This window comes from Streptomyces sp. NPDC092296, from assembly GCF_044755465.1.
In the GTDB taxonomy this organism is placed as follows: domain Bacteria; phylum Actinomycetota; class Actinomycetes; order Streptomycetales; family Streptomycetaceae; genus Peterkaempfera.
Genome location: NZ_JBIVRB010000016.1, coordinates 90770 through 112209 on the forward strand (window position 1 = coordinate 90770; position 21440 = coordinate 112209).

The window sequence follows — 21440 nt, forward strand, 5'->3', positions numbered from 1 at the left end:
GAGTGGCCACCGGAACCGGCGCCCGGCCGGCGGCCTCCGCCTCGGCGCTCTTCGGCGTCGCGTTGTTCGGTGGCGGGCGCGGGCAGCGGCTCGCGTTCACCACCGTGGCGTTCATGGTCCATGAGCTGGGCGAAGCCCTGGTACCGATCCTCATCGGTGTCGTCATCGACCGGGCACTGGCGCCCGCGGACCCGTCGGCGCTGCTCGGGTGGCTCGCCGCGCTCGCCGTAGTCTTCGTCGCCCTGTCGCTCTCGTACCAGTGGGCGTCGACGGCGATGGTGACCGTCTACGGCTTCGGTGAGCACGAACTGCGGCAGCGGGCGATGACCAGGCTGCTGGACCCGCACGCGCTGCGACGACGTCCCAGCCCCGGAGAGGCGCTCTCCCTGGTCTCGTCCGACACCTACCGCGTCGCCGGGGTGTCCTGGAGCGTCGTCCAGCAGGCGTCCACGATCACCGCGATCCTGACGGCGTCGACCGCGCTGCTGGTCATCTCGGTACCGCTCGGCCTGGGCGTGATCGCCGGCACCGTGCTGGTGCTCGTCCTCATGCGCCGGATCTCCCTGCCGCTCGAAGCCAGGGGGCTGGCCGAGCAGCATTCGGCGGCCAGGGCCAGCGGTGTGGCCACCGACATGATCACCGGACTGCGGGTGGTCATCGGCATGAACGCCCAGGGCGAGGCCGCCAGGCGGTACCGGGCCGCGAGCGGTGCGTCACGGCAGGGGGCGATCACCGCGTCGCGTGCCGTGCTGGGCTACGCCAGCCTCAGCCTGCTGGTGTCCGGGGTGTTCCTCGCCGCGCTGACCACCGCCTCCGGATACCTCGCGCTCGACGGGCGCCTCACGACCGGTCAACTCGTCACCGTCCTCGGGCTCGCCCAGTATCTGCAAGGCTCGCTCGCCCATGTCGGCACCTTCGCCGCGAACTGGATCCACAAGCGCGCCTCCGCCCGGCGGCTCGGGGAGCTGATCGACGAACCGCCCCTGATCGACCCGGTCCCGTCCTCCGCCGACTCCGCGCTCCCGGGCCGGGACGGGACCTTCCACTGGCACCCGCCCGGACACCGCGAGCCCGTCGAACTGCGCCCGGGGGACCTGGTCGGCGTCATCCCCCGGCACCCGGCGCACGCGCGGGACCTCAGCGACCGGCTCGGGTACCGCGTCCCGCTGAGCCGGGGCGAACTTCGGGTCGGCGGCGTCGATGCCGTCGACCTCGGCCCCGACGGCGTACGGGCGCACATCGCCGCGCCGCCTCATCACGGCGCGCTGTTCTCGGGCAGCCTGCGCGCGAACCTGACCGCGCCGGGACGTCCGACCGACCCCGCCGTGATCCGGGCGGCGATGCTCGACGACGTCCTGGCGCACCTCGGCGGTGAGCAGGCCGACATCGGTGAGCACGGACGCAGGCTCTCCGGAGGACAGCGCCAGCGGCTGCTGCTCGCCAGGGCGCTGCACACCCGAGCCGGCCTCGTCGCCCTCGACGAACCCGCCACCGCCGTCGATCCGGTGACCGAGCAGCGCATCGCCGACGGCCTTCGAGGACTGCCGGCGACCACCCTGCTGATCACCACCAGTCAGATCCTGCTGTCCGCCTGCCACCGGGTCATCGACCTCTCGGACACCCGCGACGCACCGAACGGAACACCCCGGTGACCCTCCTCGCAGCCGCCCCCGAGCACTCCGCGCACGGCACACTGCCGATCGCCGACACCCGCCGCGCACGACGGGAGGTGCTGCGCCGACTCGGCCGCCGCCGGGGGCGGCTCGGCGCGGCACTGCTGGTACTGCTCGGCGGCACCGCGACCGCCCTCGCCGCACCACCGGTCCTCGGACGGATGGTGGACGCTGTCCTGGAACAGGCCGGACGGGACCGCATCACGCTGCTCGGCGCCGCTCTCGTACTCATCGCGGTCGCCAGTGCCGCCCTCGCCTACGCCGGTGGGCGCCTGCTGGTCGTCCTCGTCCAGGACGTCCTGGCCGATCTCCGGGAAGACGTCTTCGAGACGGCGATCCACCTCCCCGTCAGCACGCTGGAAGCCTCCGACAGCTCGGATGTCGTCTCCCGGGTCACCCGCGATGTCGAGGCGATCTCCGAGGCGGCCTCCGAGGTGCTCCCCGACGTCACCAGCGCGGGCTTCACGATCGTCCTGACCCTGCTGGGCCTTGCGGTGCTCGACCCGCGCCTCGCGCTCGCCGGCCTGGTCTGCCTGCCCATCCACGTGTGCGCCACCAGGCAGTTCCTCGCCCGGTCGCATCTGGTGTACGGCGATGTCCGCCGTCTGGAGTCCGCTCGCGGGCAGGCCGTCATCGAAGCGGTGCACGGGGCCGAGACGATCCTCGCGTACCGGACGCAGGAGCAGCACCTGCGTGACCTGGCGGAGCGGAGCGAGCGCGCCATCGAGCGGCAGCGCGACGGGGTCAGGCTGCGCAACCGGTTCACCGGGTGGCTCAACGCGGCGGAGTACCTCGGCCTCGCCTCCGTACTCGCCACCGGTTTCGCGCTGCTGGGCAGCGGTGCCATCAGCCTGGGCGTCGCCACGGCCGCCGCGCTGTACTTCCACCGTCTCTTCGGGCCCGTCGGGGCGCTCCTGGGCAGCCTGGACGACATCCAGCGCGCCACCGTGGGACTGGCCCGACTGGTCGGGGTCATCGACCTCGGCCGCCGCCCCGGCAGCGGCGCCGCGACCGCCGGCGGTGAGCCCGCCGTCCCCGTCGAGGCGCCACGGCGGCCGGCGATCGACGTCGTGGGGGTCTCCTACTCGTACGACGGGACGCGGCCCGCGATCCGGGACGTCTCCCTGCACGTCCCCGGAGGGACCAGCCTCGCGCTCGTCGGCGCCAGCGGCTCCGGCAAGAGCACCCTGGCCCGCCTCATCGCGGGCACGGCCCAGCCGTCCGCCGGCCGGATCGCCCTCGGGGGTGCCACGCCCCACGGAGCCACGGCGAGCTACCTGGTCACCCAGGAGGTCCACCTGTTCGGCGGCACCCTCGCGGACAACCTCCGGATCGCCAGGCCCGACGCGACCGAGAGCGAACTCGGCCGTGCGCTGCGCGAGGTCGGCGCCGACTGGGCGCTGGACCTCGCGTCCGGGCTCGACACCCTCCTCGGTCCCGGCGGCCTGCTGCTGGACGACGGGTCGGTCCAGCACCTCGCGCTGGCCCGGGTGCTGCTCGCCGATCCTCCCGTCGTCGTCCTTGACGAGGCGACGGCCGAGTCCGGGCCCCAGACGCGGGCGCTCCTCGGCGCAGCGCTCAGCCGGGTCACCCGGGGCCGCACCGGCGTGATCGTCGCCCACCGCCTCGAACAGGCCCGCGACGCGGACCGCATCGTCCTCCTCAAGGACGGCCGGGTGGCCGAAGAGGGCACGCACCGGCAGCTGCTGTCCGCTGCCGGCGAGTACGCCGCCCTGTGGCGTGCCTACACCCGCGCGGGGCCGCCGTGACGCGCTGACGTCCCGCAACCACCCGCCAGCACACCAGTACATCAGGACACCAGCACCAGAAGGAGCAGCGCCCATGGAGATCCACCGAGCCGTCGTGGCCCGCGTCCGGCCGCTCAGCGCGACCATGATCCGCGTCACCCTCCACGGCGGTGACCTCGCGGCGTTCACCTCGACGGGCGTCGGCGACGAGTACGTACGCGTGTTCTTCCCCCACGGGCCCGACCGCGGTGACCTCTGCCTGCCCACGCCCACCGAGAACGGCTGGCAGACTCCGCAGGGACGCCCCGCCGCCCCCATGCGCACCTACACCGTCCGGGCGGTGCGCCCGGAGCCCGGGGAGATCGACATCGATTTCGTCCTGCACGCCCACGGTGTCGCGGCGGGCTGGGCCGCGTCCGCCCGCCCAGGCGATGTGATCGGCCTGAACGCGCCGACCGGGCTATACCGCCCGCCCGCCGACCTGCGCCGCCAGGTACTCGTCGCCGACCTGACCGGTCTGCCCGCGATCGCGCGGCTGCTGGAGGACACACCGGACCACATCACCACGCGGGCGATCATCGAGGTACCCGACCGCTCATCCGTCCAGCCGCTGCCGGACCGGCCGAACACCACGGTGACCTGGGCCTTCGGTGGCAACGGACACGGTCCGAGCCGGCTGGCCGACCTCGTGGGCGCCGCGATCCCGCCCGGTACGGAGATGTCCGGCGGATATGTGTGGGTCGCCGGGCAGACCACCGCGCTGCGGTCGGTGCGCAGGTATCTGCGCAAGGACCTGGGGCTTGCCACGGAGCGGTTCAAGGTCGTCGGCTACTGGGTGCCGGACTCCGGCGCCTGGACCGAACGGTATGACGCGCTGCCCTCCGCCATGCGGTCCGAACTCGAAGCGCTCTGGGCGAACACCGCCGACGAACCCGAGGACCTCACCATCGCGTACGAGGAGCGCCTCAGCGGCCTGGGCCTCTGAGCGGACTCATCCGCCGTCGCGGGACGCTGGCGGCGGGCCGCCCCGCAGCCCGGACGGACCGGTGGGTCGGCGCGTTGTTCGCCACGGACGCGCCGCATGTGGGGACCGGGTGGTCTCGGCTGGACCCGGCTGGTCCCGGCCGCGCTCCGCGGGCTGCCCGCTCGGTTCGACGTGCTTCACGTCGACGCCGGGTTCTCCGGGTGCGGTTCGCGGAGCGCGGCTGCGGCCTGGTCCTCCCCCGTCCCGGGAGTCGCCGGGGGTCGGTCGCGGTGGTCGGGGTCAGTCGCGGTGGTCGGGGTCGGTCGCGGTGGTCGGGGTCAGTCGCGGTGGTCGGGGGCGATCCGGTCGACCAGGCGCAGCAGGGCCGCCCAGGCCAGGTCGTAGGCGTCGTCGTCCTGGAAGTCGGCGTCGGCGGTGCCGCTGAGCTGTTGGGCGGTGTACTCGCAGACCTCGGGAGAGGGCACCGTCAGCGGGGCGCCGCCCGCCTGGGCGGTCACCTGGATCTCGCAGGCCTTCTCCAGGTAGTACATCCGCAGGAACGCCTGGGCCGGGGTTTCGCCGACGGTGAGCAGTCCGTGGTTGCGCAGGATCAGCGCGGGGTGGGCGCCGAGGTCGGCCACCAGCCGCTGCTGCTCGTCGAGGTTGAGGGCGATCCCCTCGTAGTCGTGGTAGCCCACCCGGTTGTGGAACTCCATGGACATCTGGTTGAGCGGCAGCAGCCCGTCGCGCTGGGCGGCCACGGCGCAGCCCGCCTTGGTGTGGGTGTGCAGGACGCAGTGGGCGTCGGGGCGGGCGGCGTGGATGGCGCTGTGGATGACGAAGCCGGCCGGGTTGACCCGGTACGGGGTCTCCTCGACGGCGTTGCCGGCCAGGTCGATCTTGACCAGGTTGGAGGCGGTGATCTCCTCGAAGAGCAGCCCGTAGGGGTTGATCAGGAAGTGGTGGTCGGGGCCGGGGAGGCGGACGGAGATGTGGGTGAAGATGAGGTCCGTCATCCTGAAGTGGGCCACCAGCCGGTAGACGGCGGCCAGTTCGCGCCGCAGCCGCAGCTCGTGCGCCGCGTCGGCGGTCTCGGTGCCGGGGCGGTCGTCGGTCAGCGGCTCGGTCATGCGGGGACTCCTTCGGTCACGGGGGTGAGCGGGCGGCCGGTGCGGTGCCAGGAGATGACGTTGGCCGCAGGCCGTTCGACGTAGGCGCGCAGGCTGGCGTCGCTGAGGAAGGCGCTGTGCGGGGAGAGCAGCAGCCTGGGGTGGGTGCGCAGCGGGTCGTCGGGGGCGGGGGGCTCCTGCGGCAGGACGTCCAGTGCCGCTCCGGCGAGGCGCCCCTCGTCGAGTGCCTCCAGCAGGGCGGCGTGGTCGACGAGGCCGCCCCGGGAGACGTTGACCAGGAGGGAGCCGTGCGGCATCCGGGCGATCTCGGCGCGGCCGATCAGGCCCCGGGTGGTGTCGGTGAGCGGGAGGTGCAGGGAGAGTACGTCGCTGGTCTCGATCAGCTGGTCGAGTGTCAGCAGCCGCACCCGGGCCGGGCGGTCGGCGCGGCTGCGGGGGTCGTAGGCGGCGACGGTGCCGAAGACCGGTGCGGCGATCTCGGCGAGGCGGCTGCCGATCCGGCCGAGCCCGACCAGGCCGAGGGTCAGTTCGCCGGCGCGGCGGGGCACTTCGGTGAAGTCCTGGTTCCAGCCGCCGCCGCGCACCACCGCGTCGGCCTGGGGCAGGCGGCGGACCAGGGCCAGTGCGGAGGCGAGGGCGTGGACGGCGACGTCCTCGGTGGCGGCGTCGGGGAGGTTGCAGACCCAGATGCCGCGGGCTCGGGCGGCCTCGGTGTCGATGTGGTCGTAGCCGGCGGAGAGCGTGGCGAGGATGCGTACGGCCGGGAGCCGGTCGAGCAGCGCGGCGTCCACGGGGGCGTAGCCGACGAGCAGGGCGACCGCGTCGGCGGCGGCCCGCACGATGGACTGCGGGTCGGGTCCTTCGGCGATCCGGACCTCGAAGCCGGCTTCGGTGAGCAGGGCGACGCCGGGTGCCGGGTCGAGGTCGTCCAGGTCGGTGAAGACGGCTACGGGTGGGGACATGGACTGCTCCACAGATGGTTCGGATGTTCTTGGCGGTTGAAACCTACGTTTCGACTTTCCTTTTGTCCATGGGTGGCTCTGGATCGATCCGGACGGCAGCGTGCATCGGGCGTCGGATGGCGCAGAATGGCCGGGTCCGGCGCGTGCGGCGGACGCGGGGGCGGGTCGGCGGACGCCGGGTCGACGGGCGAGCGAGAGGGAGCCTCGGGGTGGATCTGGGGAGTACGGAACTGGACGACGTCGACCGGGAGGTCGTGCGGGAGCTGCAGGCGGACGGCCGGCTCCAGTACGAGACGCTGGCGCAGCGGGTCGGCCTGTCGCGGCCCGCCGTGCGGGCCCGGGTGCAGCGGCTGCTGGAGTCGGGGGCGTTGCGGGTGGTGGCCATCGTGCATCCGGCGGTCCAGGGGGTCACCGCCTCGGGGCATGTGTCGATCGACGTACGGGGCGAGGCCGAGCCGGTCGCCCGTGCGGTGGCGGCGCTGCCGCAGGCGCCGTTCGTCACCCTGACGGCGGGGCGGCGGCCGGTGGTGGCGGAGCTGCGGGCGGCCGACTTTCCGGCGCTGACCGAGGTGCTGGACCGGGTCCGCGCGCTGCCGGGGGTGGAGGGGATGCGGGCGCAGGTCTACACCCGGGTGGTCAAGGACCCGTATCTGATGCCCGCCGCTCCGGTCGGCGGGGCGCTGGACGAGGTGGACCGGCAGTTGCTGGACATCCTCCAGCTGGACGGCCGGCTGCCGTTCGCGGACCTCGCGGAGCGGGTGGGGCTGTCGCCGGGGGCGACCCGGGCCCGGACGCTGCGGCTGATGGACAGCGGGGTGGCCCGGGTGGTGGCGCTGGTGCGTCCGGAACTGCTCGGGCTGGGGTTCCTGTGCGGTTTCGCGGTGCGGCTGGACGGCGCGGCGGCGGGGGCGGCGGAGCGGATCGCGTCCTGGCCTCGGATCTCCTACCTGTCGGCCTGCATGGGTTCGGCCGACCTGGTGGGGACGGTGACCGCCGAGTCGCTGGTGGCCGTACGCCGCACGTTGGAGGCGGTGCGGGCCTGCCCGGGGGTGCGGTCGGTGGAGAGCTGGCTGCATCTGGAGCTGGTCAAGGAGCGGTACGACCTGGGTCGGCGGGTGCAGCGTACGGCCGCCATGGGGCGCCACTGACGTTTCGTCTGCGACATGGATGGGTGATGGTCGAAAAGTTCTTTGCTTTCAGGTCTAGCGATCGAAACGATTGCGGCTTAGTGTCTGCGCCAACGAAACGTCCGCGCGCTGCACGTCCGCTGCGGGCGCGTCGCCATCCCTTGGAACGGAAGCAGGCACACCCATGCACGACAACGACCGCACCCTGCTGGTGACCGGCGCCGCCGTGGCCGCCCCCGACGGCTCCCGGGCCGAGGCACTGGCCGTACGCGGCGGCCGCGTCCTGCACGTCGGCACCCGGGAGGACGCGGCCGCCGCCCTCGGCCGGGTCGACGAGGAGCTGGCCCTGGACGGCGGCGTCGTCCACCCCGGCTTCGTCGACGCCCACTGCCACCCGGTGATGTACGGCCAGGCGCTGGCCTGGGTCGACGTCCGCCCCGAGCGCGTCCCGGACCTCGACACCCTGGTCCGGGTGCTCACCGAGGCCGCCCGCGAACTGCCGGCGGGCGTCCCGCTGCGCGCCTTCGGCTACGAGCACCGCCGGCTGGCCGAGCGCCGCCACCCCACCCGCCACGACCTGGACCGCGTCTGCGAGGACCGCGAGGTCTATGTGATGAACGCCTCCGGCCACGGCGGCGTCGTCAACTCCGCCTCGCTGCGGCTGCACGGCATCACCGCCGGCACCGCCGAGCCCGAGGGCGGCCGGATCGGCCGCTTCGCGGACGGCGAGCCCAACGGCGAGCTCTGGGACGCCGCCTGCGACCTGATCACCGGCCCGGACGGCATCAAGATCGGCAACCACGGCCCCAACTTCCACCTCGACGAGCCGGAGGCGGTGCTCGCCGCCCAGCTGCGGCACGCCCAGGACGTCTTCCTCGCCGCCGGTGTCACCACCGTCGGCGACGCCCAGGCGTCCCGCCGCGAGATGGCCGCCTACCTGCGGCTGCGCGACGCGGGCGAGCTGCGGATGCGGGTCTCGGCCTACCTCACCTCCGCCCTGCTGGACACCGCGCTGGACCTCGGCCTGATCCGGACGCTGGGCGACGACCTCTTCCGCGTCCAGGGCGTGAAGTTCTACGCCGACGGCACCCTCGGCGGCTGGACCGCCTACTTCCCCGAGGGGTACGCCGCCGACTGCTGCCACCACGGGCAGCTCTACCACACCGCCGAGGAGTACGCCGAGCTGGTCGCCCGCGCCCACCGCGCCGGACTGCAGACCGCCACCCACGCCCAGTCCCCGCACGCCATCGGCATGGTGCTGGACGCCGTCGAGAAGGCCCAGGCCGACCAGGACCGCCCCGACGCCCGGCACCGCATCGAGCACTGCGGCCTGCCCACCGACGAGCAGGTCCACCGGATGGCCTCCCTCGGCGTCATCCCGGTGATGCAGCCCCAGCACCACCTGCGCACCGGCGACGGCACCCTGGCCGCCGTCGGCGACCTGGGCCACCGCTACAACCCGGCCGGCCGCTGCGCCGACGCCGGCGTCCCGGTGGTCTTCAGCTCGGACGCCCCGGTCGCCCCGCCCGCGCCGCTGGAGGCCGTGTACGCCGCCGCCACCCGCCGTACGGTCCTCGGCACCGTACTCGGGGACGCCTCGCTGCGGCTGCCGGTCGCCGCCGGGCTGCGCGCCCACACCGCCGACGCCGCCCGCGCCCTGCACCTGGAGCACTCGGTCGGCCGGCTGGCCCCCGGCACCTGGGCCGACTTCACCGTCCTGGACGCCGACCCGGCGCACACCCCCGCCGAGGAGCTGCGCTCCATCACCGTCCGCGAGACCTGGGTGGGCGGCCGCCGCGCCTGGTCCGCCGCCGGCCGCTGACCCGGCCGCTTCCCCCTCTCCCCCAGCCCGCCCCCACCCCGCCCGGAGGCCCCCATGGCCGGCCCCAGCCCCAGCGCTGCCAACCCGCGAAGAGCGGCGCTCGCCGCCCTCGTCGGCACCTCGATCGAGTGGTACGACTTCTACGCCTTCGCCACCGCCGCCGCGATCGTCTTCAACGACGTGTTCTTCCCCGCGGACATGCCCCCGCTGCTGCGCACCCTCTCCTCGTTCGGCACCTTCGCGGTCGGCTTCCTGCTGCGGCCGCTCGGCGGCATCGTCTTCGGCCACATCGGCGACCGGATCGGCCGCAAGAAGACCCTGGTCACCACACTGCTGATGATGGGCGTCGCGTCCTTCTGCATCGGCCTGCTCCCCACCTACGCGCAGATCGGCGCCTGGTCGCCCGCGCTGCTGATCCTGCTGCGCCTGGTCCAGGGCATCGCCATCGGCGGCGAATGGGGCGGCGCGGTCCTGGTCGCGGTGGAGAACGCCCCCCAGGGCAAGGCCACCTTCTTCGGCTCCTTCGCCCAGCTCGGCTCCTCGGTCGGCGCGCTGCTGTCCACCGGCGCCTTCAGCCTGATGAACCTCTTCGGCAGCAGCGCCTTCCACAGCTGGGGCTGGCGGGTGCCCTTCCTGCTGTCGGCGGCGCTGGTGATCGCCGGACTGGTGATCCGGCTGCGGCTGGAGGAGTCCCCGGCCATGGCGCAGATCCAGGAGCAGCGGACCGCCGAGGACCGGCTGCCGATCGTGGAGGTGCTCCACAAGGACTGGCGCACCGTGCTGCTGGGCGTCTTCGGACTGGCCACCGCGACCGGGGGCTACTACCTGGTCACCAGCTATCTGCTCGCCTACGCCGACGACCACGTCCAGGTCTCGCAGTCGATGCTGCTCAACGGCCTCACCCTGGCCGCCTTCGTGGAGCTGCTGGTCACCCCGTGGCTCTCCTGGCTGGGCGACCGGATCGGCGCCCACACGGTGGTGATCGCCGGCCTCGCGGGGGTGGTGGTGCTCGCGGTGCCGCAGTTCCTGGCCCTGCACACCCGCAGCACCCTGCTGATCTGGGGCGCGATGGTCGTCATGCGGTTCACCATGTCGGCGCTGTACGGGCCGATGGCCGCCATCCTGGCCGAAGGGTTCGACGCCCGGGTCCGCTACACCGGCATCTCACTGTCGTACCAGGTGTGCAACCTGGTCTTCGGCGGGTTCTCCCCGCTCATCGCCGCGTCGCTCTCCGCAGCGGCGGGCGGCAGCTACTGGCCGGTCGCGGCGATGCTGATGGCGGTCTCGGTGGCCGGCATCTACTCCATCTCCCGGCTGCGCGCCCGCCGGGAGGCCGCGCTGGCCGCCGCCGGCGGCGGCCCCCGGAGCGGCGACCGGCTGCCGGCGGCCGTCTGACCCCCCGCAGCGCCCGCCCGCACCCGCTGCCTGCCGTCGACGGCAGGCAGCGGGTGCGGGCGTGGTTGTCTCAGCACTGGAGCTGCGGGTCGGCTTGCCGACCGGCCGCCGGCTCCGGAGAACCGGAGTACCGCAGTCCCCCAGGCCGGGGCGTGGGCCGTCGGCCGGAGACCGCGGGCTCAGGCCGGCTGTGCCACCCGCCGCCGGGCCCGGACCCGGTAGCCGTAGGCGGCCAGTACCACGGCCAGGCTGAGGAAGCTCAGCCCCACCTGGGGGCGGGTCTCCGGCATGATGATCATGACGGCGAGCACCCCGGCCATCCAGGCGATGGTCACGTACGACAGGTACGGGAAGAGCCACATCTTCAGCTTGATCGGCTCGCTGCCGTCGCGCTCGACCCGCTTGCGCTGCCGGATCTGCGCCGCCACCAGGACGATGTAGTAGATGAGCTGGATGGCGCCGGAGGAGTTGATGAGGAACAGGAACACCCGTTCCGGGAAGAAGTAGTTGGCGACCACGGCGAGGTAGCCCATCGACGTCCCGGCGAGGATCGCCCGGACCGGTACGCCGCGGTGGTTGACCGTGGCGAGGAACTTCGGGGCCTCGCCCTGCTCGGCCAGGGTGAGCAGCATGCGCGAGGTGATGTAGAGGCAGGAGTTGAGCGAGCTGAGCACCGCGGTCAGGACGACCACCTGCATCATGACGGACGTGTAGGGGACGCCCGCAGCGTCCAGGGCGACCGCGAACGGACTCTTGATGATCTTGCCGGAGAACGAGAAGTCCCACGGCACGATGCACACGATCAGCAGCACCGACAGCACGTAGAAGGTGAAGACCCGGTACATCACCTGCTTCGTCGCCTTGGCGGCGTACTCGGCGGGCTTCTCCGACTCGGCGGCCGCGATGGTGGCGATCTCCGCGCCGCCCATGGAGAACAGCACGGTCACACTGCCGATCACCGCGGCCGTGACGCCCATCGGGAAGAAGCCACCGGAGCCGAACAGGTGGCTGAGACCCGGGCTGCGCCTGCCGGTGCCGCCGCAGAGGAAGACCACCGCGACGCAGGCGAAGAAGATGATGGCGACGATCTTGATGGAGGCGAGCCAGAACTCCGACTCGCCGTACGCCTTCACCGACAGCAGGTTGATGGCGGTCATCACCAGCATCAGGCCCAGACAGAGCAGCCAGGTGGGCACCGAGGGCAGGTAGCCCCCGAGTATCCCGGCGCCGGCGACGGCCTCGATGGCCGCCACGACAACCCAGAAGTACCAGTACAGCCAGCCGATGGTGAATCCGGCCCAGTTGCCGAGCCCGTGCCGGGCGAAGTTGGCCACCGAGCCGGCGGACGGCCGCAGTACGGCCATCTCACCGATGGCCCGCATCACAAAGATCATCAGGATGCCGCTGGCGGCGTAGCTCAGCACTGCGGCGGGGCCGGTCTGGTTGATCACCGCACCGGAGCCGACGAAGAGCCCGGCCCCGATGATGCCGCCGAGCGCGATCATCGTCAGGTGCCGGTTCTTCAGCGACCTCTTGAGTTCGCCGCCGGGGGCGGGTGCTTCCTCGGGTGGAACGGTCGAAGCCGGTCTGTCACTGGTCGTTGCCACGGTGGACCTCGTTCTTCTTCGAGTACGACGAGGGAGAGGAGTAAGTGGGAGCCGTCTTCACAGGTGCTCCGATCAGGAGCACCGGGCGTCGCGGGCAGCACGTTTCAGCGGCACCAGGCGTGGGCGGCGGCCGCGTAGACCTCGACGATCTCCAGGTACTTGCTCGTCTCGACCCATTCGTTCGCCCAGCTGTAAGGGGGCGTGCCCGGACCGATGTTGACCGCGTCGATACCGGCCTGCTTGAGGGGGACCATGTCGGTCCAGAACTGGATGCCGCGGAACGCCGGGTCCCCGCCGGCGGAGCGCACCGCGTCCGCCACGGCGCGGGCGATGGGGGCCTCGGTGTCGATCTCGTACGGCAGACGCGGCCCGCTCAGCCAGTGCGGGCTGAACTCGACCGTCGCCTTGATCCGGGGGTCGTCGGCGCTCAGCTTCCCGATCATGGCGATGACCTGCTGCCGGACCTCGTAGGGGTCCTGGGACGGCAGGAGCCGCAGGTCCAGCGAGATCGTGCAGCGGTCGGGGACCTGGTTGTGCTTGGTGCCGCCCCGGATGGTGCCGATGTTGAGGATCGGTCCGCCGGGAAGCTCCGGGTGGGGCTCATAGGGCAGGGAGCCCTCCAGCTCGCGCAGGGCGGCCAGGATCGGCTCCATCGTCTCGATCGCGTTGAGTCCCAGGTGCTTGCCCGCGGTGTGCGCCTGCTTGCCGTAGGTCGTGATCTCCAGGTAGGCCGCGCCGCGGTGCACCGCGCCGATGGTGTTGTCCGTCGGTTCGCCGCAGATGGCCGCGTCGGCGGTGAAGCCGGCGTCGATCAGGGACCGCGTGCCGACCCCGCCTTCGAAGTGGCAGGACACGCCCTGGAAGACAAGGTCGCCGCGCGGCCGGGTGCCGGATTCCAGGACCCGGCGCATCACCGCGAGCGAGGCCGTGGTGGCGGCCTTCATGTCGGCGATCCCGGCACCGTAGATCCTGTCGTCCGCGACATAGGGGGCGAAGGGGTCGGTGTCCCAGTCCCCGGAGACCTCGTAGATGTCCAGGTGGCCGTTGAGGATCAGCGACCTGCCGCCCCCGGTACCCTTGATCCGCGCGCCGACGCTGGGCCGGCCCGGCATCGACTCCACGAGGCCCACCTCGTCCGCGCCCCACTGGCGGAGCTGGTCGGCGATGAACTCCGCGAGCTCCTGCTCCCGGCCCCAGGTGGAATCGATGGCCAACGTCTGCATCAGAAGTTCGAGATCCCGGTTCGACATGGACTTGAGTCTCCGTCCGGCTGAGGTGGGTGAGCTGGAGTGCAGGTCATTCAGCCAGGAAGCGCGGAGTTAGAACAAACAGAATTATTTGAAATCACCCATCGAAGGAATCGATGGCTCCGCCGAGCGTCTCCGCGCACTGCTCGGCGAACGCGACGGCACGCCGGCTGGGTGCCAGGTCGGCCAGGCGCACGATGCCGATGGTGAGTCCGGGCCGTCGCGGGCTCAACGGCCGGGTGACGAGTTCGATCCCGTCGTAGCTGATCGAGATTCCGGGGTGCTGGGTCAGCACCGAATAGCCGAGGCCGTGGGCGACCAGCGAGCGGACCATCTCGAAGTTCGACGCTCGGTAGCGGACGTTCGGCGTCACGTTCTCGTGCCTGAACAGCGACAGGAAGTAGGTGGCGCCCGGCGGGAGGTCGAAGAGGATCATCGGCTCGGTGGCCAGGTCCGCCACACTGACGCCGTCCTGGGCGGCCAGGGGGTGGTCCGCCGGCAGCAGGACGTAGGGCTCGGCGGCGTACAGCGCCGTCATCCGCAGGTCCTTCGCCAGCCTGAACTCGTCCCCCTCGTACATCAGCGCGATGTCGCAGCTCACGCTGCGCAGTTGGCCCGCGAGGAACTGGTCGGAACCCTCGATGAAGCCGAGGTCCACCTCCGGGTACTTCGCGACGAAGTCAGCGATGACCCGGGGAAGCAGCACCGCCGCCAGGGTGCTGTAGCAGCCCACGACCAGGGTGCCGGACAGCGACGACTGCACCTCGCGCGCGGAGTCGCGCAGTCCGTCCACACCGGACAGCAGCCGCCGCGCGTCCGTCAGCGCCTGCCGCCCCGGTGCGGTCAGCTTCAGTCCGCGGGCGTGCCGGAGGAACAGCTGCACGCCGAGGTTCTCCTCCAGCTCGGCCAGTGAGGTGGAGACCGCCGACTGCGTCAGGTGCACCTTCGCGGCGGCGGCGGTGACGCTGCCCGTCTCGGCGGCGGCCACGAAGTACTCAAGCTGACGAAAACTGATCTCGTGCATGCTCACCCGGTCCTCTCGACCCGGCGAAGGTATAAGCAAAACCGAATGCTGTCCACAGAAAGTTCTGTTGGTCCTATGGCTTGGTCCGCTCACATACTTCTCGGCAAGTCAGCACGGCACTTTCCCCGAAGGAGGCGGAGTCGTGTCAGGTCCCGAGTCAGACTCGCAGAGCGCCACGGTCGCACCGGTTCCCAAGGCCCGGTTCCGAGCGGCCATGGGGGCCGCGGCCACCGGCGTCACCCTGGTCGCCACCGACGGCCCGCTGGGCCGGTTCGCGCAGACGGTGAGCGCGATGTGTTCGGTGTCCGAGGAACCCCCGAGCCTTCTGGTGTGCGTGAACCAGCGGAGCCCGATGAACGAGGCGATCCAGACGCACGGGTCATTCGCGGTCAGCGTGCTGGGCAAGCAGCACGACCACGTCGCGGACACCTTCGCGGGCCGCCCGTGGCCGGGCAAGCAGAAGTGGGACTTCACCTGCGGCGAGTGGGCGCGGACGGCGTCGGGGGCGCCGCGGATCGCGGACGCCGTCGCGTCCTTCGACTGCGTGCTGCACACCGTGCTCACCGTCGGCACCCACCACATCTACGTCGGCGTGATCCGCGACGTCACCGTGGCCGGTGGCACGCCGCTCGTCTACAGCGACCGGCGGTACGCGCAGCCCGAGACGTTCCCGCCGTCGACGTTCCCCGCCTTTCCCGGGTCCGGCCCGGTCCACCGAGATGAGCAGAGGATGGCACGATGATCCGCACCGGCGACGAGTACCGCGAGTCCATCAGGGACGGCCGGCAGGTCTGGGTGGACGGGGAGAAGGTCGAGGACGTCACCCGGCACCCCATGTTCAAGCCGATCGTCGACGTCCGGGCCCGCATCCACGATCTGGCGCACGAAGAGGCGACCCAGGCCCGGATGACCTACCGGGACGACGAGACCGGCGAGCTCAACGCGATCGCCAACAGGCTCCCCCGCACTCAGCAGGACTGGCACGACAAGCGGGCCGCGGTCGAACTGGTGCAGCGGGCCGCAGGCGGGGTCGTCACCCGCGTCGGCGACGAGACCATCGGTGAGATGTGGTCCCTCTACGACGGCCAGGACGTCCTCAACGAGGTCGACCCGCGCTTCTCCGAGAACATCCGGCGGCACATCGCGGCCGCCGTCACCGCGGACCCGTTCCACGTCTCGGCCAACACCGACCCCAAGGGCGACCGGTCCAAGGCGCCCAAGGACCAGGACCCGGACATGCTGCTGCACGTGGTGCGGGAGACCGACAACGGGATCGTGGTCCGCGGCGCCAAGTACGAGACGGCGGCGGCCTACGCCAACCAGGCCTTCACCAAACCGACCATCGCCAACTGGGGCAACGAGGAGCTGTCCGACTACGCGGTCGGCTTCGTACTGGACATGGGCTCGCCGGGCCTGAAGTTCGTCAGCCGCAACGGCTTCGCCGGCCGCGCCCCGGCGAGCGACTACCCGCTGGCGAACCGGGTGGACGAGGTCGAGTCGCTGGTGATCTTCGACAACGTCGAGATCCCCTGGGAGGACGTGCTGTTCTACCGGCACACCCGCGCCGCCTCCTTCATCCGCGCGACGCTGCACCGGTACAGCGCCTTCCCCTTCGTCCAGCGCACGCTGCACCTGGCGGACCTGATGATCGGCGCCGCGCTGTGGAACGTGAAGCAGACCGGGCTGGAGAAGCAGCCGGCCGTCCAGGAGAAGCTGGCCCAGCTGGCGTGCTACCGCGAGACGGTCAACGCGCATCTCACCGCCGCGATCGCGATGGCCGAGCCGAGCCCCGGCGGCCTGCTGATGCCCAACCAGTCGCTCCTCTACACCGGCCGCGTGGTCGCGCTGTCCCAGCTCCCGGTCATGATGCACACGGCCCGCGAGCTGTGCGGCGGCCAGATCTGCATCACCCCGGACACGGCGACCTTCGAGGACCCCGAGGTCGCCCCGTGGCTGGAGAAGTACTACACCGTGAACGAGAACTGGGTGGCCGAGGACCGGCGCCGGCTGCTCGCCTTCGCCCGCGACCTGCTCAACAGCGACTACGCCGGCCACCGGCTGACGTTCCAGCTGTTCGCGCAGTCCCCGCCGTTCGCGCAGCTCGGCGCGGTGTACCGCACCTTCGACTTCAGCGGCCCGCTGGACCTGGTCAAGGCGGCGGCCGAGCTGTCCGACAAGGTCGACGCGTCGCGCTGACCGCATCGCACCCCAGCACAGTGAGGATCACCCATGACGTTTTCCCTGGTAGCCCGCGACAGAGCCACCGGCGCGTTCGGCGTCGCGGTCACCTCGTCGAGCCCCGCGGTCGCCGCCCGCTGCGCCCACGTCCGTAGCGGCGTCGGTGTCGCCGCCTCACAGAACGTCACCAACCCCGCGCTCGGTCCGCGACTGCTGCGGCTGCTGGCGGAAGGGGTCGACGCGACCCAGGCGATGGCGGCGGCCGTCGCGTCGGAGGAGCACATCCGCTACCGCCAGCTGACGGTGGTGGACGCGCAGGGCCGCACCGCGGCGTTCTCCGGTGACGGCACGCTGGGCACCCACCGGACCGTCGAGGGCGACGGCGTGGTGGCGGCGGGCAACCTGCTGTCGGACCCCGGCGTGGTGGACGCCATGCTGGCCGGCTACGAGCAGGCCGCCGGTGCCGCGTTCGAGGAGCGGCTGCTGGCCGGCCTGCTCGCCGGCCGGGACGCCGGCGGCGAGGAGGGGCCGGAGCACTCGGCGGGTCTGGTCGTCGTGCACGAGGTGAGCTGGCCGGTCACCGACCTGCGGGTCGACTGGGCGGACGAGGACCCGATGGGCGAGCTCGAACAGCTGTGGAAGCGGTGGGCCGAGGAGAAGCAGGACTACCTCTCCCGGGCGCTGCGCCCCTCCGAAGCGCCCAGCTACGGCGTTCCGGGCGACCTGTGAGCACGCTCAAGGAGCGGGCGGCAGCCCGGCTGCCCGAGCTGTCCCCCCGGATGCTGCGGCTGTCCCATCGCCTGCACGCCCATCCCGAGGTGGCCTGGGAGGAGCATCGTGCGGCGCGGTGGACGGCCGAGGAGCTGAACGGCCTCGGCTACACCGTCGAGCCGGAGTTCTGCGGGCTGCCGACCGCCCTTCGGGCCCGGATCGGCAGCGGCCCGCTCAATGTCGCGATCTGCGCCGAGTACGACGCGCTGCCCGGACTGGGACACGCGTGCGGCCACAACATCATCGCCGCTGCGGCGGTCGGCGCCGCCGGGGTGCTGGCCGAGCTCGCGGACGACGCCGGGCTGACGGTCACCGTGCTCGGCACCCCGGCCGAGGAGGGCGGCGGGGGGAAGATCCTGCTGCTGGACCGTGGCGGGTTCGACGGTGTGCACGCCGCCATGATGATCCACCCCGGCCCGCTGGACGTGGCCCGAGCGGAGCCGTTCGCGGTCGCACACAACAAGATCCGCTACCACGGGCGGGCCTCCCACGCGGCGGCCTATCCCGAGCGGGGGCGCAACGCCGCGGACGCCTTCACCGTCGCACAGACGGCGATCGGGCTGCTGCGCCAGCACCTGGACGCCGGAACGCGGGTGCACGGCATCGTCACCCGGGGCGGTGAGGCGCCCAATGCGATTCCCGAACTGACCGAGGGCCGCTGGTACGTCCGGGCCCAGAACCTGGACGACCTCGCGGGACTGGAGACCCGGGTGAACAAGTGCTTCGAGGCCGGCGCGCTCGCGACGGGCTGCCGACTGGAGATCGAGCCGGAGAGCCCGCCCTACGCCGACTTCGTCACCGACGAGGACCTGCTCGCGCTCTATGTCGGCAACGCCACCGCGCTGGGCCGCGAGTTCCCCGAGCCCAGCGCGGCGTCCCGGATGAACCGCGCCTCGACGGACATGGGCAACGTCTCGTACCGGGTGCCCGCCATCCATCCCTACCTGGGCATCGACTCGCTTCCGGCGGTCAACCACCAGAAGGAGTTCGCCGCGCACTGCGTCGGCCCGGCGGCCGACCGGGCCGTCCTGGACGGCGCCCTCGCCATGGCGTGGACCTGCCTCGACCTCGCCACCCGCGACGACCTGCGCGCCCGCCTGCTCGCCGACCGGGAGGCAAAGTGATGCCGGGCGCGGGCTGCGCGGCCGGTGCGGGCAGTGCGGGCAGTGCTGTGCGCGGTCGGTCGTACGGGGCGGGCGCGCGGGACGCCGTCCCCGGCCCGACCGCGTCGCGGGCGGCGGGACCTCACGAATCGTCCGAGGACCGAGAGCGGGCCGGCCGTGCACCCGCGAACACCGATCGACGCGGGCGGCCGGCCCGCGCACGGAGAGGCAGGGCGGCATGACGACGGCGTTTCGCAGTGAACGCGACCTGATCGGCTCCTTCGATGTGCCCCACGGCGCGTACTGGGGCATCCACACCGCCCGAGCCCTGGAGAACTTCCCGGTGTCGGGCACGCCGATCTCCCGGTTCCCGCACCTGGTGAGCGCGCTCGCCGCCGTCAAGCAGGCGGCCGCGCTCGCCAACCGGGACCTCGGGCTGCTCGACGAGGCCCGCGCGCAGGCCATCGCCGGAGCCTGCGAGGAGATCCGCAAGGGCGACCTGCACGAGGAGTTCGTGGTCGATGTGGTCCAGGGCGGGGCCGGCACCTCGACCAACATGAACGCCAACGAGGTGATCGCCAACCGGGCCCTGGAGATCCTGGGCCGTCCGCGCGGCGACTACCGCCATCTCGACCCGCACGCCCACGTCAACCTCGGTCAGAGCACCAACGATGCCTACCCCACCGCGCTGCGGGTGGGGCTCGGCGAGGCGGCGGACGACCTGCTCGCCGCGATGGCCCTGCTGGAGCGCGCCTTCCGTGCCAAGGCGACGGAGTTCGCCGGGTTCCTCAAGATGGGCCGGACCCAGTTGCAGGACGCGGTGCCGATGACCCTGGGCCAGGAGTTCGGCACCTTCGCGGTCATGCTGGCCGAGGACCGGCAGCGTCTGCGCGAGGCCCAGGCGCTGCTGCTGGAGGTCAACCTGGGCGGCACCGCGATCGGCACCGGGATGAACGCCCATCCCGACTACGCCCGGCTGGCCACCCGGCACCTGGCGACGCTCACCGGCCGGCCGCTGCGGTCCGCCGCGGACCTGGTGGAGGCCACCCAGGACGTGGGCGGGCTGGTGCAGCTCTCCGGCGTGCTCAAGCGGATCGCGGTGAAGCTGTCCAAGGTGGCCAGTGATCTGCGGCTGCTGTCCTCGGGTCCACGGGCCGGCCTGGCCGAGATCACGCTGCCTCCGGTGCAGGCGGGGTCGAGCATCATGCCGGGCAAGGTGAACCCGGTGATCGCGGAGATGGTGAACCAGGTCGCCTTCTCCGTGGTCGGCAACGACGTCACGGTGTCGATGGCGGCCGAAGGGGGGCAGCTCCAGCTGAACGCCTTCGAACCGGTCATCGCCCGCTGCCTGTTCCAGGGGCTGGCGGAGCTGACGGCCGCCTGCCGGCTGCTGGCCACCCGATGCGTGCAGGGCATCACCGCCGACCGGGACCGGCTGCGGGCGACCGTCGAGCAGTCGATCGGGCTGGTGACCGCGCTGGTGCCGCACCTGGGGTACCACCGGGCGACCGAGGTCGCCCAGGCGGCCCTGCACAACGGAACCAGCGTGGTCGAGGAGATCCGGGTCCAGCGTCTGCTGGACGACGCGACCCTGCTCGCCCTGCTCGGCGACCCCGCCCGGCTCGTGGGCGCGGGCGGGGCGGGCGGCGCCTGAGCTGACTGAGCTGACTGAGCGTTTCACCGGCGAGGCGATCAGCCGCCCCCGCCGGCACCGAGGCCCTGCCCGGTGCCGCGCGGGGGCGGCAAGCCCGTCCTGGTCGGCATGCGCTGCACCTGGAGTCAGTCGGCTTGCAGGACAAAGAAAAGGAAGCACAGGAAGCGCGGCTTGGCCGCGATCTCGTCGGGGAACAGCTCGCGGGCGGCCGGATCCGGGTCCGGCTCGCTGATGACCGTGATCCGGAAGCCTGCCCCGGTGAATGCCTCGACCATCGCGTGCAGCGGCCTGTGCCAGATGCTCATCAGCGGGGTCTGGCCGCCGATGTGCCACTCTTCGGTCCAGTTGGTGGTGTCGAAGTAGCTGTGGTCGGCCTCGCGGCCGGCCAGGCAGTGCATGAGGTGGATCGCGAAGGGATGCTCGACGGATGCGATCAGCCGACCGCCGGGCTTGAGCACGCGCCGCAGCTCGGCCAGGGCCGGCCCCCAGTCCTCCAGGTAGTGCAGCACCAGCGACGCGACCACATCGTCGAAGGTGTCGTCCGGGTAGGGAAGTGGACTGCCCAGGTCGGCCACCCGCAGGTCCGCACCGCCCCCGAGCCGGCGCCGGGCCAGCTCCAGCATCCCGGAACTCGCGTCGAAGCCGCTCACCAGGGCGCCACGGTCGCGCAGGGCCGCGGACAACGGCCCGGAGCCGCAGCCGGCATCGAGGACCCGCCGCCCGGCCACGTCTCCGGCGAGGGCCAGCATCGTGGGCCGCTCGTAATAGGCGTTGACGAGGCTGGTCTCGTTCTCGGCCGAGTACGCCTCGGCGAAGCTGTCGTAGTCGTTGACCTTCGGCGGATCCACCGTCCCGGCGGACGGCGAGGCAAGTCCGGTGGGCTCCATGTGCTCTTGCTGCTCTGCGGAAGTCATGGTGCTGGAGACGTATGCCGCCTCAGTTCGGTTCCGGACTCATACCGTCGCCATGCTCGCTCTGGCCTTCCTGTCCGCGATCGCCGCCGACACCGAGCCGACCGCTCCCGCACAAGGCAGC

At 72.1% G+C, this 21440-nt stretch carries 17 protein-coding genes; 11 read left to right on the plus strand and 6 right to left on the minus strand.

What is annotated here, in order from left to right:
• The first annotated feature begins 2 nt into the window (after positions 1-2).
• The 3 genes from ACIQGZ_RS25555 to ACIQGZ_RS25565 all read left to right on the plus strand — a co-directional run bounded on the left by ACIQGZ_RS25555 (position 3) and on the right by ACIQGZ_RS25565 (position 4406).
• Entirely contained in the window at positions 3-1652 is a 1650-nt protein-coding gene (locus ACIQGZ_RS25555) for an ABC transporter transmembrane domain-containing protein (protein ID WP_402605918.1), read from the plus strand.
• Positions 1649-3442, plus strand: coding sequence for an ABC transporter ATP-binding protein (locus ACIQGZ_RS25560; protein ID WP_402605921.1), 1794 nt, complete (start codon positions 1649-1651; stop codon positions 3440-3442). The genes ACIQGZ_RS25555 and ACIQGZ_RS25560 overlap by 4 nt, the downstream gene beginning before the upstream one ends.
• A gap of 73 nt (positions 3443-3515) precedes the next feature.
• Entirely contained in the window at positions 3516-4406 is an 891-nt protein-coding gene (locus ACIQGZ_RS25565; protein ID WP_402605924.1) for a siderophore-interacting protein, read from the plus strand.
• 317 nt (positions 4407-4723) lie between these two features.
• Here the strand turns inward: ACIQGZ_RS25565 and ACIQGZ_RS25570 are convergent, their stop codons facing one another.
• Positions 4724-5515 (minus strand): class II aldolase/adducin family protein, encoded by a 792-nt coding sequence (locus ACIQGZ_RS25570; RefSeq protein WP_402605927.1) that lies wholly within the window; start codon positions 5513-5515, stop codon positions 4724-4726.
• Positions 5512-6477 carry a C-terminal binding protein gene (locus tag ACIQGZ_RS25575; RefSeq protein ID WP_402605930.1) on the minus strand — a complete coding sequence of 322 codons (966 nt, stop codon included), beginning with the start codon at positions 6475-6477 and terminating at the stop codon, positions 5512-5514. Before ACIQGZ_RS25575 ends, ACIQGZ_RS25570 begins: the two co-directional genes overlap by 4 nt.
• A 209-nt stretch (positions 6478-6686) precedes the next feature.
• Between ACIQGZ_RS25575 and ACIQGZ_RS25580 the strand changes: the two genes are divergently transcribed.
• The 3 genes from ACIQGZ_RS25580 (at position 6687) to ACIQGZ_RS25590 (ending at position 10821) form a co-directional block, all read left to right on the plus strand.
• The gene (locus tag ACIQGZ_RS25580) at positions 6687-7625 is read left to right on the plus strand and encodes an Lrp/AsnC family transcriptional regulator (protein ID WP_402605933.1); all 939 of its coding nucleotides are present in this window, start codon (positions 6687-6689) and stop codon (positions 7623-7625) included.
• 163 nt (positions 7626-7788) lie between these two features.
• Positions 7789-9426, plus strand: coding sequence for an amidohydrolase (locus ACIQGZ_RS25585; protein ID WP_402605936.1), 1638 nt, complete (start codon positions 7789-7791; stop codon positions 9424-9426).
• A gap of 54 nt (positions 9427-9480) precedes the next feature.
• Positions 9481-10821, plus strand: a complete 1341-nt coding sequence (locus tag ACIQGZ_RS25590; RefSeq protein WP_402605939.1) for an MFS transporter — start codon at positions 9481-9483, stop codon at positions 10819-10821.
• A 179-nt stretch (positions 10822-11000) separates the two neighbouring features.
• On the opposite strand, the gene ACIQGZ_RS25595 is transcribed toward ACIQGZ_RS25590, so the two are convergent.
• The 3 genes from ACIQGZ_RS25595 to ACIQGZ_RS25605 form a co-directional block, all read right to left on the minus strand.
• A complete protein-coding gene (locus ACIQGZ_RS25595) occupies positions 11001-12428 on the minus strand; it encodes an amino acid permease (RefSeq protein WP_402605942.1) in 1428 nt (475 codons plus the stop codon).
• Positions 12429-12532: 104 nt separating this feature from the next.
• Positions 12533-13678 (minus strand): M20 family metallopeptidase, encoded by a 1146-nt coding sequence (locus tag ACIQGZ_RS25600; protein WP_402605945.1) that lies wholly within the window; start codon positions 13676-13678, stop codon positions 12533-12535.
• Positions 13679-13772: 94 nt separating this feature from the next.
• The gene (locus tag ACIQGZ_RS25605; protein ID WP_402605948.1) at positions 13773-14699 is read right to left on the minus strand and encodes a LysR family transcriptional regulator; all 927 of its coding nucleotides are present in this window, start codon (positions 14697-14699) and stop codon (positions 13773-13775) included.
• A gap of 142 nt (positions 14700-14841) precedes the next feature.
• Between ACIQGZ_RS25605 and ACIQGZ_RS25610 the strand changes: the two genes are divergently transcribed.
• The 5 genes from ACIQGZ_RS25610 to ACIQGZ_RS25630 all read left to right on the plus strand — a co-directional run bounded on the left by ACIQGZ_RS25610 (position 14842) and on the right by ACIQGZ_RS25630 (position 20405).
• Entirely contained in the window at positions 14842-15441 is a 600-nt protein-coding gene (locus ACIQGZ_RS25610) for a flavin reductase family protein (RefSeq protein WP_402605951.1), read from the plus strand.
• Positions 15438-16895 carry a 4-hydroxyphenylacetate 3-hydroxylase family protein gene (locus ACIQGZ_RS25615; RefSeq protein WP_402605954.1) on the plus strand — a complete coding sequence of 486 codons (1458 nt, stop codon included), beginning with the start codon at positions 15438-15440 and terminating at the stop codon, positions 16893-16895. Before ACIQGZ_RS25610 ends, ACIQGZ_RS25615 begins: the two co-directional genes overlap by 4 nt.
• A gap of 33 nt (positions 16896-16928) precedes the next feature.
• The gene (locus tag ACIQGZ_RS25620) at positions 16929-17606 is read left to right on the plus strand and encodes a DUF1028 domain-containing protein (RefSeq protein WP_402605957.1); all 678 of its coding nucleotides are present in this window, start codon (positions 16929-16931) and stop codon (positions 17604-17606) included.
• Positions 17603-18772, plus strand: coding sequence for a M20 family metallopeptidase (locus ACIQGZ_RS25625; protein ID WP_402605960.1), 1170 nt, complete (start codon positions 17603-17605; stop codon positions 18770-18772). Before ACIQGZ_RS25620 ends, ACIQGZ_RS25625 begins: the two co-directional genes overlap by 4 nt.
• A 217-nt stretch (positions 18773-18989) precedes the next feature.
• On the plus strand, positions 18990-20405 hold the full coding sequence (locus tag ACIQGZ_RS25630; protein ID WP_402605963.1) for an aspartate ammonia-lyase: 1416 nt from the start codon (positions 18990-18992) through the stop codon (positions 20403-20405).
• A gap of 125 nt (positions 20406-20530) precedes the next feature.
• On the opposite strand, the gene ACIQGZ_RS25635 is transcribed toward ACIQGZ_RS25630, so the two are convergent.
• Positions 20531-21319 carry a class I SAM-dependent methyltransferase gene (locus ACIQGZ_RS25635; RefSeq protein ID WP_402605966.1) on the minus strand — a complete coding sequence of 263 codons (789 nt, stop codon included), beginning with the start codon at positions 21317-21319 and terminating at the stop codon, positions 20531-20533.
• Positions 21320-21440 lie beyond the last annotated feature (121 nt).